A 12610-nucleotide genomic window follows, 5' to 3' on the forward strand; every position below is an offset into this window, starting at 1 on the left:
AGGGGGCAGTAGTCATAGTTTCGCGGTATATTCCGGTCGATTTTCCACCCCTGTTACCTAAATCCACCACATGAAAAAACGCAATAGCGTAACGCTGCTGGCTGCGGCAGGACTGGCCCTGGCGGGCTGCGCCGCCAGCACCACGGTGCCCACGGCTGCCACTACCCCGGCTCCGGCCGCTGCTCCGGCTCCCGCCCCCGAAACCTTCCCCCAGGGCGTGGGGCTGAACACCGCCAACATCGACGCTTCGGCGGCCGCCTGCGACAACTTCTTTCAGTACGCCTCCGGCAACTGGCTGAAAAACAATCCTATTCCGGCGGCCGAAGTACGCTGGGGCTCTTTCCAGGAGCTGGCCAACAAGAACAACGCCGTAATGCGGCAGATTCTGGAAGAGGCCGCCGCCAACCGCAACGCGGCCAAAGGCACCAACCTCCAGAAAGTGGGCGACTACTACGCCTCGGCTATGGACTCGGCCGCCATCAACGCGGCCGGGCTGAAGTACCTGCAGCCGGAGCTGGCCAAGATTGCGGGCATCAAAACGCCCGATCAGTTGCAAACCTCTATGGCCCGGCAGCAGGTGCTTGCCACCGGGGCTTTCTTTGGCGCCTACGTGGGGCAGGACGATAAAATTAGCTCCCAGTACGCCGTAAACCTGTACCAGGGTGGCCTTTCCCTGCCCGACCGCGACTACTACCTGAAAGAAGATGCCCGCTCCAAGAGCATTCGGGCGGCTTACCAGACCTATCTGGTAAACACGTTCAAACTGCTGGGCGACGACGAAGCCGCTGCCCGCAAAAATGCTGCTACGATACTGCGCCTGGAAACGCGTCTGGCCAAAGCCAGCAAGAGCCGCGTGGAGCTGCGCGACCCGTACGCCAACTACAACAAAATGACGGTAAGCCAGCTGCAGAAGGCTTATCCTAACCTGAACCTGCAGCACATCCTCACCGATGCCGGCATGGGCTCGGTGAAAGAAGTAATTGTGGGTCAGCCTGCCTTCTTTAAGGAGGTGAATACAATGGTGAAGAGTGAGCCCCTGGCTGACCTGAAAACCTACCTGCGCTGGCACCTGGCTACCTCGTTTACGCCGGCGCTGCCCCAGCAGTTTGGGGATGAGTCCTTCCGCCTGCAGCAGGTGCTCAGCGGCGCCAAGCAGCAGCAGCCCCGCTGGAAGCGCACCTTGCGTGCTACTGACGCTGCCCTGGGCGAAGCTTTCGGCCAGCTGTACGTAGACAAGACCTTCCCGCCCGCGGCCAAGCAAAAGGCCCTGGAAATGGTGAACAACATCAAGGCTTCCATGGGCGAGCATATCCAGCAGCTGAGCTGGATGAGCGACGCTACCAAAAAGGAGGCCATGCGCAAGCTGAGCACTTTCACCGTCAAAATCGGCTACCCCGATAAGTGGAAGGACTACTCGGCTCTCACTATCTCGCGCGACTCCTACCTGAAAAATGTGGTGGCTGCCCGCGAGTGGGGCTACAAGGATATGACCAGCAAGCTGGGCAAGCCCGTCGACCGCACCGAGTGGGGCATGACCCCGCCCACGGTGAATGCCTACTACAACCCGGCCATGAACGAAATCGTGTTTCCGGCCGGCATCATGCAGCCCCCGTTCTTCGACCCCAACGCCGATGACGCCGTCAACTATGGTGGTATGGGGGCCGTTATCGGCCACGAAATTACCCACGGCTTCGACGACCAGGGCCGGCAGTACGACGCCGAAGGCAACCTGAAAGACTGGTGGACCAAGGAAGACGCCGCCAACTTCACCCAGCGCGCCGATATGGTGGGCAAGCAGTACTCCGCGTTTTCTCCCCTCGATTCGGTATTCGTGAATGGGCAGCTGACCATGGGCGAAAACCTGGCGGACCTCGGCGGCCTGAGTATTGCCTACTCGGCCCTGCAAAAGCAGCTCCAGCAGCAGTACGGCAACAACCCGCGTCCCAAGTACGACGGCCTCACGCCCGAGCAGCGCTTTTTCCTGAGCTGGGCCCAGGTGTGGCGCACCAACGCCCGCCCCGAGTACCTGCGCCAGCAGGTCCTGACAGACCCGCACTCACCGGCGCAGTTCCGTACCAACGGCCCGCTGATGAACATGCCCGAGTTCTACGAAGCCTTCGGCTGCAAGGAAGACGGCAAGATGGTCCGCGCTCAGCAGGAGCGCGCCAAAGTGTGGTAGGCTAACTGAGCTGAGGCTACGTAGCCCACTGTCTATTAAAAAAGGCCGGTTCCGTGAGGGGCCGGCCTTTTTCTGTAAGCTTTGATTTAAAAGCAGTCGGCTGAATAGCCACTCAGCTCGTTACTTCACCACGGTTAGCTTCATACCCACGTCCTTTTTCGGCCATTTGTAGGCGTCTACGGGCTCGGCGGCAATTTTATCGAGGACTTCCAGGCCTTCCACTACCTCCCCGAATACAGTGTATTTTCCATCGAGGGAAGGCACGCCGCCAATCGTTTCGTAGGCGCGCAGCTGCTCGGGCGTGAGCTTGCGACCCGCCATAGCCTGGGCCTGGTAGGGCGTGAGCTTTTCGCCCTGCACCATGTAGAAATCAATGCTGGACGAGAGCTTGCCCGGGTTTTGGTCGTCGTCGTAGCGGGCCATGCCCAGGGCACCCCGCTTGTGAAAGTGGGGGCCCGTTATTTCGGGCGGCAAATGGTAGCGGCCCAGGCGGATGGTGCGGTTTTCGGTGCGCCCGCCCTGCACGGCAAAGCCCTTCACCACGCGGTTGAATACCGTTTCGTTGAACACGCCCTTGCGCGCCAGCAGCAGAAAGTTGGCTTTATGAATCGGCGTGTCATCGAACAGGCGCAGGCGGATGTTGCCCAGCCGGGTCTCCAGCAGCACCTCCGAGCCCGGGTACTGCGCGCCGTAGGCTTTCAGCTCGGCCACGGCGTTGGAGTCGCTGAGCGTAGCGAGGTTGGGGCCGGGTACGGGCGGTGGGGCCGGGGCCTGCGCGGGCTGCTCCTGCACGGGCGCTTGTTGCTGGCAGCTACCCATACTCAAGGCCACCAGGCTGCCAATCCAAAGCAAACGATTCATGTCGATAACAAAAAAAAGTCCCCCGAAGGCAACCATGCCTCCGGGGGACAAACATACAGGTTCGGCGGAAGTCGCGGGCCTACCAGCCGTCATCCACCTTCTTTGGTGCCTTCTTTTCCGGCTTTTTCTCCTTGACTTTCTGCTTCACAGTGCCGTCCTCCGTTTTGGCCTTGGCCTTGACTTTTTCAGTTTCCGCCGCGGCGGGGGCAGTAGTACCTGCATTGCTGGCGGCGGCCGGCGCGGGCTGCGGGGTAACCGGGGGCGGAGGGGCCATATCCGCGGCCGGGCGGATCTGGTCGGGGGCCTCCACGGCTTTTTCCTTCAGCTGCGCGAGTAGCATGTTCTGGGGCACCAGCTGGTTGTCTTTCCAGGCGCTCAGCTGCTCATCCAGCTTTTCGGATTCTTCTTTACGAATGGGCTTTTTAAGCAGCTTTTCCAGGTTAGGGCTGCCAGCATCTTTCCAGGCAGTCAGCCACATCGACCCCACGAAGGAGGACGCCAGCTGCATGCGGAACATCACCATGCCACCAATCTGCTCCTTGTGGTAAGCATCGGCAAACGCGTCGGAGTAGGCCCGTCGGGTTTGGCCGAAGCGGTGCGAAAAAATGTATTTCTGCTCAGGTGTAAAGCCGCGGGTCACTTTCTCCTCAAGGTCGAAGGTAGCGCCCAGGAAGCCGTACGAGTCCTGAATAGCCTGCCAAGTGTCGTTCAGGGGAGTTTTGGTGTATTTCGCCGGCTTATTGTGGAGCTTATAGTCGCCGATGTGCCGCTCGGGCAGCTTGTTTTCCCACAGCGGCTGCAGGCCTTCCTGGTTGGAGAGCTGCCCGTTGTGGTTTACCGTGGTGCGCAGGGGAGAGTAGGCGTCGGCCACATAATGGCTCAGGTCAGCCGAGAGTGACACAATCTGGGCCGTATCGCCGGCCCGGAACGCCTGGGTGAGCTTTTCGCGCACCTCGTCTATCACCCAGGGCAGGGTGCCGTACTTGCGTAGAGTATCGGCTTTGTACTTGGCCGTGGCTTTTTCCCACTGCTTGGGCACCGCCCCAAACGGGTTTTCGCCGTAATGGTCCATGTAAATGAAGTGCCGGCTGGCCTCCATGGAATCAGTTTCGGCGCGCTGATCGGCAGCATTGGAAAGCTGGACCAGCTGGTTCAGGTTGCGAAAGTAGAACCCCTGCATGCCCCCGGGCAGCGAGTATACCGCCAGCTGCGTAATTACTTTATGCCCAAACCCACCCCAGCCCGGCGAGAGCAGGGGGCAAAGCAGGACCACCAGTAACGTAAGCAAGATTTTCTTCATAGCAACTCCAGATAGGATGGGCAAGTCTCAAAGTTCGGTATTTTTCCGGGAGAGCAAAAAGCGCGCCCTTCGGTGGTTTTCCCCGGCCCTCCGTAACGTTACTGTCAGTTTCTGATTTCTGTTGCCGTGACTACCATCTCCAAGAAGAAAATTTCTTACCCGATTAGTGAGCGGCTGCGCCACTACCTGCAGCACTACGATCGGGAGGCCCCGCTGCCCGTCACCTACGCCGATCTGCTGCGCAGTGGGGGCGCGTATCCGCTGCTGGACCGCCAGGGGCGCGATACACTCTGGGAAACGGTGTTCTACGAGCCCCAAACCCTGCAGGAGCTAAGCGTGGGCCTAACGGAAGTATACGCCCTGCTCAAAACCGGCGGCGACCTTTCTTTTTCCGAGCACTTGCTGGCCGACCGCATCGACTACTGCCGCTTTGGCAACAGCAACCCATTCCGGGTGCGCATCGTCAACCAGTTCAACGATAACTACGATTATTTTTATGTGAAGCGGGCCGATGCCTCCCGCGTGTACGGGCTGGAGCTGGAGCACCTGCTGGCGCCCAATTCTATTAACTACCTGGTCAGCGGCGCCACCCTGATTGAGGAGCACATTGCCGGCATTCCGGGCGACGACTTTATCCGGGACCGGCTGCAGCGGCCCCACCTCAACCAAGTGCGCATTGCCAAGGAGTTTGTGAAGTTCAACGAGCGGTGCTTTGCCCGCCTTCTGGGCGACATGCGCGCCTACAACTACGTGGTGGATGTGACGGCCGATTTCGAGGATGAGCAGTACCGTCTGCGCGCCATTGACTTCGACCAGCAAAGCTACGAGGGCAAAAAAACGATGTATCTGCCCCAGTTTTTCAAAGACAACCGCTCCCTGGTTCAACTCTGTGCCCGGCTGCTGGCCCCGGAAAGCATCCGCCAGTACCAAACCGAGGAGCGCACCCTCATGCTCCGGCGCGCCCGCGCCGAGCGCTACCGGCTGAAGGATTTGCTGGATTGCATGCGGGCTGAAACGCTGGCCCCACCCGAAAAAGTAGCCCTGCTCCGGCAGGAACTCAACCAGCACCACCACACCACCCGGTTCGACCGGTGCGACTCCATGGGCGACATTGTGCGCCTGCACCTCAAGCTGATGGTGGTGCGCCAGCGCCCGGGCGAGGGAGGAGCTAAGGGTGCTAGCGCGGGCCCAGGTTGATGGCCAGCCCCAGGGAAATTTCCAGGCCGCCTGGGCTGATGGCCTTCACCACGTTTTGCAGCTCAGGAGAAGGCGTAGGCCCCGGCTGGTAGGAAATGGGGTTGCCGGTAAACCGCACGCCGTATCCAAAAGAAGCCAGCATACCCAGGCGGCCGGGCTGCCAACGCAACCCGCCGCGCAGGTGCAGCACGCCGCTGGGCGCCATGCTGTACACGGCCCGCTCCTGGTTTAGCTCTATTTCCACGTTGTCGAGGCGCCCAGTGCGGGCCAGGTTTAGCCCCAGGTACGGAGACAACTCACGTTGCGGCTGCAGGTAATAGCGTAGCCCCACCCCAATTTTCCCGCCCACTCCAATGCCCAGACCCGCATTCAGATCAAGGTTGGGAGCCACTAAGTAGGCGTACGACAGGCCCCAGCCGTAAGGAGCACCCCAGCCCGCTTCGATGCTCAGCGTGGAGGCGTGGTAGCGGACCGGCTGTTCGCTCAGCAGGGGAGCCTGCGTCGGCATGGCGGGGGAAGCGGGCAGGGGGGTAGCTACGTTGGGTTGCGTTTGCAGCTCCGTTTGTGCCTGCGCGAAAGGCAGCGTGGCCAGAGCCAGGGCTGCAGTCAGAATAACCGATAGTTTCATAGGTGCCACAAAGATGGGATTATGGCCCAATAGCTGAGTGGCTCCGGCAATAAAAAATAGGGAGTGCCTAAAGAAGAAACCGCAGCCAGCTGCTCTGGCCGGAACCCGCGGCTAGCCTAGCTGCCGTGCAGCTCGCCGGCGGGGGCCTGCTGCCGGCGTTGGAGTAGCTCGGCCAGCTTGCCGTAAATAAAGTCTGCAGCTTGGTCGCGCAGCTTTTCGGTGGGGCCTTTCAGCAGCTCGCGGTACTCAAAGGCTCGGTTTTCCAGCAGCATGGTCACGAAAATAGTGCCCGAAGGTTTGTCGATGGTTTCGGAGGCGCCGGGGCCGAAGAGTCCGGTAATGGCCACGCACACATCGGCCGTGGGCAGGTGCTGGTGCAGCCCCTGGGCCATTTCATTGGTAGTTTGCTGGCTTTCGGCTGAGTACGTGTCCAGGGTTTTCTTTTTAACTCCCAGGAGCCGTTGCTTGGCTTCGGCATGGTAGGTTACGACTGAGCCCAGCAGAACCTCGCTTACCCCCTGAGCCGGGGCCAGCTGGGCCGCCACCCAGCCACAGGTGCAGCTTTCGGCCAGGGCCAAAGTGAGTTTGTGCTGCAGAAACAGCTTCACGAGGTCATCAACAGAACTAGCTTTCATACAGGGCAGAGCAGGAAGTAACATCCGTCCATACGCCGGGCAGCCCCTGCAAAGTTGCAACGGTGGAGGTTGCTTGCTATTGGTCCGGGTAGCTTCAGCCAGCGCTCAGCGGCTACTCCTGCCGGTATACCACGCCCTGCTTCATCACGAACCGCACGCGCTGCATCACCTTGATATCGGTTAGTGGGTCGCCCTCTACGGCTACCACGTCGGCGAGCTTACCGGCTTCCAGTGTGCCCAGGTTGCTGGTTTGGTTGAGCAACTCGGCGGCACTTACCGTGGCGCTGCGCAGGGCCACCAGTGGGGGCATGCCGGCTTCCACCATGTACTGAAACTCCAGGGCGTTTACTCCGTGCCGGAACACGGAAGCGTCGGTGCCAAAGGCAATTTTGACGCCGGCCTTGTAGGCGCGCCCAAACGTGTCCTGCAGCTTGGGGCCTATGGCCAGAGCTTTGGGCGTCACCAGGGCCGGATAGTAGTTGGGAATCTTGGCCGAGTCGGCCACGGATTTGCCGGCCGTGATGGTGGGCACGTACCAGGTGCCGTACTTTTTCATGAGCTTGATGCCTTCGTCGTCGAGCAAGGAGCCGTGCTCAATACTCGTTACGCCCGCCCGAATGGCCCGCTTGATGCCCTCGGGCCCGTGGGCGTGGCAGGCTACGCGCAGCCCCAGGTCCCGGGCCGTTTCCACCACCGCCTTTATTTCTTCCTCCGTCATCTGGGCCCCGCTACCGTCTTTGGCCACGCTGAGCACCCCACCGGTAGACGCTATTTTGATAACGTCGGCCCCGCGCTTGTACTGCTCCCGCACCGCCTGCCGGCATTGGTCGGGGCCGTTAGCTACGCCATCGGCTGGCCCGGGTACGCCCATCAGGCTTTGGCGGTAGCCGTTGGTAGGGTCCATGTGGCCGCCGGTGCCGGATATGGCTTTGCCCGCCGTGAAGATGCGCGGGGCTACCACCAGGCCGCGAGCCGCCGCGTTGCGCAGGGCCACGTTCACGCCGGAGCCGCCCAGGTCGCGCACCGTAGTAAAGCCCGCAAGCAGTGTTTTGCGGGCGTGTTCCAGGGAGTTGAAGGCAATGTCGGCCGGGTTCTGGGTGAATTCCTGCAGGAAGTTGTCTTTGCTGGTTTCCCCTTCCAGGTGCACGTGGCAGTCGATGAGCCCGGGCAGCACGGTGCGGTTTTTCAGGTCAATGACTTTGTCGTCGGCATTGGTGGGGGCGCGGTAGCCCCGCTCCACGGCCACAATCCGCCCGTTTTCCGTTACCACCGTCATTTCCGTCTGAGCCTGCTCGGTGCGCATATCCAGCAGCCGCCCGCAGTGCAGATAGGTTTTCTGAGCCTGGGCGGCCGAGGCCAGCACCAGGGAATAGCCCACCAGGAGGCCGCTTAGTACGCGTGCAAGTTTCATCGGGAAAGTAATTGGACGGGAAAGGATACCCGGCCAATATACAGCGGATTAAAATGCTGCATGCCGCCTATTTTGGCGGCAATCCGTATCTTTTGCCACCCTTACTCTGCGGAGCAAGGGCCTACCTGTTCTCATCACCCTCAACCACCTTTTTCATGGCTACCATCGAAGAATTTGAAGCCGCTGCGGCGCGCAGCAAAGAGCTGCCCGCCAAGCCCGACAATATGACTTTACTTAAGCTCTACGCCCTCTACAAACAGGGAAGCGAAGGGGATATTTCCGGCGACCGGCCCGGGGGCTTCGACTTCAAGGCCATTGCCAAGTACGATGCCTGGGCCGGCCTGCGGGGCAAATCCCAGGAGGAAGCTCGCCAGGAGTACGTCGACTTCGTGGCCTCTTTGTTTTAGCGGCTGCTCACACCGCAGCCCATCAACGTAAAGCCCCCACTTTCCAGGCGGAAGGTGGGGGCTTTGCGTGGGGCAAGAACAGAAAGGCCGGCTATACTTTCGGAGCTGGCAGGTCGAAGGCCTCGGCATTGTGCTCGAAATGGCCCTTGTGCGACCCGTCACAGAAAGGCTTGTTCTTGGAAAGGCCACAGCGGCAAATGCTGATCCGCTCCCGGCCGCCCAGGCCGTAGGGCGTGCCCTGGGCATCGACCAGTTCGAAATCGGTGCCCTCTACCCGGAGGGAGCCATTGCTTAGTACGGTGATTTTGGTGGCCATCAGAAAAAGAAAAAAGAGTGAGTGATTCAGGAAAATAGCACCTTGGTGCCCGTAACGACCGGTTTTTGGCTACTGCGCCAGCAGCTCCTTGCGCATCACGTAGTCGTTCATCCAGTACGGTCCGATGGGAATGTCTTCCTCACGGTGCCGCTGAAAGCCACGGTTTTCATAGAAGGCCAGGGCCGGGTTGTGCCGGTTTACGTTCAGCTCCAGGGCGCGGCCACCGGCCTGACGGGCCGCCTGTTCCACGGCCCCAATCAGCTGCTGGCCGAGGCCTTGCCCCTGGTGAGAAGGCAGCAGATAAAGCTTGTGCAGCTTAAAGATAGCATCATTGGCAATAGGCAGCCGGGAAAAGGAGGCATAACCGGCCGGGTGTCCGTCGGCCAGTAGCAGCAGAAACGTGTGCCCTTCGTCGGCCATCTGCCGCTGCAGCGAAGCCGGCGTATAAATCACGCGGTACATGTACTCAATCTGCTCCCGCGAAATAATGAAGCGGTAGGTAGGCTCCCAGGTCGCTTCGGCCAGGCTGATGATGGTGGGAATATCGGCCAGGGTGGCGGGCTGAATGGTAATGGCAGCGGCGGCGGAAGTCGTCATACGCTGCAAAAACGGCATTATTTCCGCTAAAACCGAACCTTGGTAGGCTAATTCCACGTTTTGGGCCGGAAATTGCCGGGCTCTGCCATACGGTAGCCCGCGCCCGGCGCGTTACTTCATCTTCACGATTTTCTGCCTATGAAACGTTGCCTGCTTTCCTTGGCTGTACTGGCCGCCCTTGGCCTTACGCCATTAGCTGCTGCTGCGCAGCAGTCCACCTCCAGTACTACGCCCACCTCCTCGGCCGTAGAGCGCGATTTGCGCACGTTTGTCGACTGGGTAAGTGAGAAAATGGATAAAGCTGAGGCCGGGGCCCGCCGGGAATGGCCTAAGATGATGGCCGACTTCGACCGTCAAAGCCAGCGCCTCGACCGCGCTACCGACAGTTTATCGGTTCAGTCGAAGCGGGAGTATGCGGCCGAGAAGGCCCGCTACAAGGCCTGGGCCGCCGAACAGCGCCGCCTCGAAGCCCAGGCCCGGGAGCCCGAAACGGCGCAGCAGGCCCAAGACCGGCTGCTCAACGAAAACGTGGTAATAAACCGCGCCCGGGCCACGGAGCTACCCGACCTGTATGAGCGCCTGCTGGCTACCACGCGCGAGCAGCGCCGACAGTGGACCCAGCGCGACTGGGCCGCCGCCAGCGAGGTCCTCTCACGCCTCAATGGGCGGTACGAGCAGGTGCGTCAGCAGCTGGGGCTGGAGGAGCGGCTCCGCATCCGCACGCTGCAGGGGGAGTTTCGCACGCTGGAAGGCGCCCGCGCTACCAAAGAATATCTGAGCGAGAAGGAGTAATAGCGGTTGCTTCAGGCCGTTTGCTGCTGTTGATGGAGCCAGTGCCGGGCCGCAGCTACGTCGTAGAAAAGCCGGGCGGGCAGCTGGTGCCCAATTTTCTCGATAAACCCGGCGCTGATGTACTGATTCTGTAAATCGGGCAGAAACACGTAGGCAAAGGCCCGCAGGCCATTTTCCATGGCCTGCGGCAGCCACTCAAACTCCAGCCACGACAAGGCATCCGACCAGTCACCCGTCGATTCGGTTTTGTCGTTCAGGATCAGGGGAATCTGCAGCTGTTCCTGGATGCGCAGCTCCTGCGTAGCCACCCGCAGCACGGCATCAGCTGTGATGTTGCCCTGCCACTGAATATACAGCAGTTGTTCGTCTGGGTAGTATCGCAGGGAGGCTACCGGGCTACCGTACTGGTCGGGCACAATACCCAGGTCGTCGAAGGGCACAGCGTGTGGGAGCATAAAGCAGAGAGCTAGGAGCAAGTGATATTAAACATAGTGGTTTATGCGGTAGGATTCTATTTATTCTGGTTTTGATTCCAATTGAAGTAGATAAGAATACGTGCTGCTGCCTGGGGCCAAAGGCAGCAGCAGGGCCGGGAGTAGGATGATGGAAAGCAGGAGTAGGAAGTAGCAGAGAATAAACGCGCTGGATGCAGACTGGGCGCATTTCTACCGAAGCTACGTGCCCAATGATGCCCGTGTTTCTGCTACTTTTGCGGTTCACGTTCCGCTCACGCCTGCCTTTCTCATGCATATTGCCATCGTCGGTAACATTGGTGCCGGCAAAACCACCCTAGCCAACAAGTTAGCGCATCACTTCAACTGGGAAGTGTTTCTGGAAGACGTCGACCACAATCCGTACCTCAAGGACTTTTACGACGATATGCCCCGGTGGGCATTCCATCTGCAGGTGTACTTCCTGAACAGCCGCTTCCGGCAAACCCAGCGCATTAAAGAGCTGCAGCAAGCCAGCAAGGGCGTGATTCAGGACCGCACCATTTACGAAGATGCCCACATCTTCGCGGCCAACCTGCACGAGTCGGGCCTGATGACGGAGCGCGACCACCAGAACTACCTGAATTTGTTTCAGTCCATGATCAGCATGGTGAATCCGCCGGATTTGCTGCTTTACCTGAAAGCCGACTTGCCGAAGCTGATTTCGCAGATCGAGAAGCGCAACCGCGACTACGAGAACAACATCAAAATCGAGTACCTCAAGAACCTGAACGAGCACTACGAGCGGTGGATCAGCAGCTACAGCTACGGCAAGCTGCTCATCGTCGACGTCAACCAACTCGACTACGTGAACAACCCCGAGGATTTGGGCGTCATCGTCGATAAAATCAACAGCACCCTCTTTGGGCTGTTTTGAAGGACTTTATGGATGAATGGCTCTGGGGTTTAATGGCTGCTGTATTCCTGAATAACCCGAAGCTCTCATTCAGCCAAAAAGGCCCGGCCGTCTACAGACGGCCGGGCCTTCTTATTTGTAAAACTTTGGTTGGTTTCCAAGTCATACAGCTGCCAGTAGTGCACTTTAAAGCCAGTCAACCAGCAAACCCATTCAGCCATTTACCCTAGCACAGTCTACTCCTCCCGCATAGCCTCGTTGAGGAAGCGGACGAAGGGCTGGGCTGCCTGCCAAGCGCCGAGTACCTGCTGCGGAAAGTCGGGGCTAAGCACCTGGGCATCCGGAATTGCCTGCCACACGAAGTAGCTTTTCAGCCGCAGCCATTCAATATCGGGGTCTTCCCGATCGTAGCCTTTGGGGGCCGTTTTCAGCGTTTGAGAGGTATCGAGGCCCTGGGGGAAAAAGCGCAGCAGCTCCGGACTCTGGCGCAGGGCGTGAAACTCGGTGGGGTTGTAGTGAATTTCCTGGCGGATGCGGGCGAGCTGGGCCGGTTCCGGCATCCAGCGGCCCGCACCCACGTAAGTTTCGCCGCCGGGCTCCAGGGCAATAAAGTAACCCGCCCAGGCACTGTGCCGGCCTCCCCGCTTGATGCCCGCGCCCATGTGCCGCTTGTACGGCTCGTCGCTTTGGTGGAAACGGTCGTTTTTGTTGATGCGGAACATCACGTCCGAGGGCGTGAGGGTACTCAGGTCGGGTTCGAAGCGGGCGGCGCCGCGCAGTAGCTCCGCCACCAGTTGGGTGTAGGCCGCGCGGGCACGCTGGTAATCGGCACGATGCTCGTCCATCCACGCTTTGTGGTTGTTGTCGCGCAGCTGACCGAGAAAATCCAAGACAAGGGCATTGTTCATGCCTGCTTCAACTGTGGAAGCGGGCGGCGGGT

At 59.8% G+C, this 12610-nt stretch carries 14 protein-coding genes; 5 read left to right on the forward strand and 9 right to left on the reverse strand.

Annotation, left to right across the window (positions count from 1 at the left end):
* The first annotated feature begins 70 nt into the window (after positions 1 to 70).
* On the forward strand, positions 71 to 2179 hold the full coding sequence (locus HER32_RS15985; protein ID WP_149070025.1) for a M13 family metallopeptidase: 2109 nt from the start codon (positions 71 to 73) through the stop codon (positions 2177 to 2179).
* 120 nt (positions 2180 to 2299) lie between these two features.
* Here HER32_RS15985 and HER32_RS15990 read toward each other — a convergent pair whose 3' ends face one another.
* Both HER32_RS15990 and HER32_RS15995 read right to left on the reverse strand, forming a co-directional pair.
* A complete protein-coding gene (locus tag HER32_RS15990) occupies positions 2300 to 3040 on the reverse strand; it encodes a peptidylprolyl isomerase (protein ID WP_168682584.1) in 741 nt (246 codons plus the stop codon).
* A 79-nt stretch (positions 3041 to 3119) separates the two neighbouring features.
* Entirely contained in the window at positions 3120 to 4340 is a 1221-nt protein-coding gene (locus HER32_RS15995; protein WP_168682585.1) for a zinc dependent phospholipase C family protein, read from the reverse strand.
* Between the two features lie 126 nt (positions 4341 to 4466).
* On the opposite strand from HER32_RS15995, the gene HER32_RS16000 reads away from it, so the two are divergent.
* A complete protein-coding gene (locus HER32_RS16000; protein ID WP_149070022.1) occupies positions 4467 to 5537 on the forward strand; it encodes a hypothetical protein in 1071 nt (356 codons plus the stop codon).
* On the opposite strand, the gene HER32_RS16005 is transcribed toward HER32_RS16000, so the two are convergent.
* The 3 genes from HER32_RS16005 to HER32_RS16015 form a co-directional block, all read right to left on the reverse strand.
* The gene (locus HER32_RS16005; protein ID WP_149070021.1) at positions 5518 to 6165 is read right to left on the reverse strand and encodes a hypothetical protein; all 648 of its coding nucleotides are present in this window, start codon (positions 6163 to 6165) and stop codon (positions 5518 to 5520) included. The two genes, HER32_RS16000 and HER32_RS16005, sit on opposite strands and share 20 nt — an antisense overlap.
* Before the next feature lie 116 nt (positions 6166 to 6281).
* Positions 6282 to 6800: a CinA family protein gene (locus HER32_RS16010; protein ID WP_149070020.1), complete on the reverse strand. Its 519-nt coding sequence runs from the start codon at positions 6798 to 6800 to the stop codon at positions 6282 to 6284.
* Between the two features lie 112 nt (positions 6801 to 6912).
* Positions 6913 to 8211, reverse strand: a complete 1299-nt coding sequence (locus tag HER32_RS16015; protein WP_168682586.1) for a metal-dependent hydrolase family protein — start codon at positions 8209 to 8211, stop codon at positions 6913 to 6915.
* A gap of 155 nt (positions 8212 to 8366) precedes the next feature.
* Between HER32_RS16015 and HER32_RS16020 the strand changes: the two genes are divergently transcribed.
* The gene (locus tag HER32_RS16020; protein ID WP_149070018.1) at positions 8367 to 8618 is read left to right on the forward strand and encodes an acyl-CoA-binding protein; all 252 of its coding nucleotides are present in this window, start codon (positions 8367 to 8369) and stop codon (positions 8616 to 8618) included.
* Between the two features lie 91 nt (positions 8619 to 8709).
* Here HER32_RS16020 and HER32_RS16025 read toward each other — a convergent pair whose 3' ends face one another.
* Positions 8710 to 8937 (reverse strand): CDGSH iron-sulfur domain-containing protein, encoded by a 228-nt coding sequence (locus tag HER32_RS16025; protein ID WP_149070173.1) that lies wholly within the window; start codon positions 8935 to 8937, stop codon positions 8710 to 8712.
* A 66-nt stretch (positions 8938 to 9003) separates the two neighbouring features.
* Complete coding sequence (locus tag HER32_RS16030; protein ID WP_149070017.1) at positions 9004 to 9531, reverse strand: GNAT family N-acetyltransferase; 528 nt, start codon at positions 9529 to 9531, stop codon at positions 9004 to 9006.
* Positions 9532 to 9669: 138 nt separating this feature from the next.
* Here HER32_RS16030 and HER32_RS16035 point away from each other — a divergent pair, with 138 nt between their 5' ends.
* Complete coding sequence (locus HER32_RS16035) at positions 9670 to 10323, forward strand: hypothetical protein (RefSeq protein ID WP_149070016.1); 654 nt, start codon at positions 9670 to 9672, stop codon at positions 10321 to 10323.
* Between the two features lie 11 nt (positions 10324 to 10334).
* On the opposite strand, the gene HER32_RS16040 is transcribed toward HER32_RS16035, so the two are convergent.
* Positions 10335 to 10778, reverse strand: a complete 444-nt coding sequence (locus HER32_RS16040; RefSeq protein ID WP_149070015.1) for a hypothetical protein — start codon at positions 10776 to 10778, stop codon at positions 10335 to 10337.
* A gap of 289 nt (positions 10779 to 11067) precedes the next feature.
* Here HER32_RS16040 and HER32_RS16045 point away from each other — a divergent pair, with 289 nt between their 5' ends.
* Positions 11068 to 11691, forward strand: coding sequence for a deoxynucleoside kinase (locus HER32_RS16045; protein WP_149070014.1), 624 nt, complete (start codon positions 11068 to 11070; stop codon positions 11689 to 11691).
* Between the two features lie 215 nt (positions 11692 to 11906).
* On the opposite strand, the gene HER32_RS16050 is transcribed toward HER32_RS16045, so the two are convergent.
* On the reverse strand, positions 11907 to 12578 hold the full coding sequence (locus HER32_RS16050; RefSeq protein ID WP_149070013.1) for a DUF2461 domain-containing protein: 672 nt from the start codon (positions 12576 to 12578) through the stop codon (positions 11907 to 11909).
* Positions 12579 to 12610 lie beyond the last annotated feature (32 nt).

This window comes from Hymenobacter sp. BT18, assembly GCF_012273015.1.
Taxonomy (GTDB): Bacteria; Bacteroidota; Bacteroidia; order Cytophagales; family Hymenobacteraceae; genus Hymenobacter; species Hymenobacter lutimineralis.

Excerpts from the sequence above, each read along its gene's own strand:
- HER32_RS16015 (WP_168682586.1), bottom strand. The coding sequence starts at position 8,211 with ATGAAACTTGCACGCGTACTAAGCGGCCTCCTGGTGGGCTATTCCCTG.
- HER32_RS16030 (WP_149070017.1), bottom strand. The coding sequence starts at position 9,531 with ATGACGACTTCCGCCGCCGCTGCCATTACCATTCAGCCCGCCACCCTG.
- HER32_RS15995 (WP_168682585.1), bottom strand. The coding sequence starts at position 4,340 with ATGAAGAAAATCTTGCTTACGTTACTGGTGGTCCTGCTTTGCCCCCTG.
- HER32_RS16020 (WP_149070018.1), top strand. The coding sequence starts at position 8,367 with ATGGCTACCATCGAAGAATTTGAAGCCGCTGCGGCGCGCAGCAAAGAG.
- HER32_RS16005 (WP_149070021.1), bottom strand. The coding sequence starts at position 6,165 with ATGAAACTATCGGTTATTCTGACTGCAGCCCTGGCTCTGGCCACGCTG.
- HER32_RS16010 (WP_149070020.1), bottom strand. The coding sequence starts at position 6,800 with ATGAAAGCTAGTTCTGTTGATGACCTCGTGAAGCTGTTTCTGCAGCAC.
- HER32_RS16040 (WP_149070015.1), bottom strand. The coding sequence starts at position 10,778 with ATGCTCCCACACGCTGTGCCCTTCGACGACCTGGGTATTGTGCCCGAC.
- HER32_RS16035 (WP_149070016.1), top strand. The coding sequence starts at position 9,670 with ATGAAACGTTGCCTGCTTTCCTTGGCTGTACTGGCCGCCCTTGGCCTT.
- HER32_RS16045 (WP_149070014.1), top strand. The coding sequence starts at position 11,068 with ATGCATATTGCCATCGTCGGTAACATTGGTGCCGGCAAAACCACCCTA.
- HER32_RS15985 (WP_149070025.1), top strand. The coding sequence starts at position 71 with ATGAAAAAACGCAATAGCGTAACGCTGCTGGCTGCGGCAGGACTGGCC.
- HER32_RS15990 (WP_168682584.1), bottom strand. The coding sequence starts at position 3,040 with ATGAATCGTTTGCTTTGGATTGGCAGCCTGGTGGCCTTGAGTATGGGT.
- HER32_RS16050 (WP_149070013.1), bottom strand. The coding sequence starts at position 12,578 with ATGAACAATGCCCTTGTCTTGGATTTTCTCGGTCAGCTGCGCGACAAC.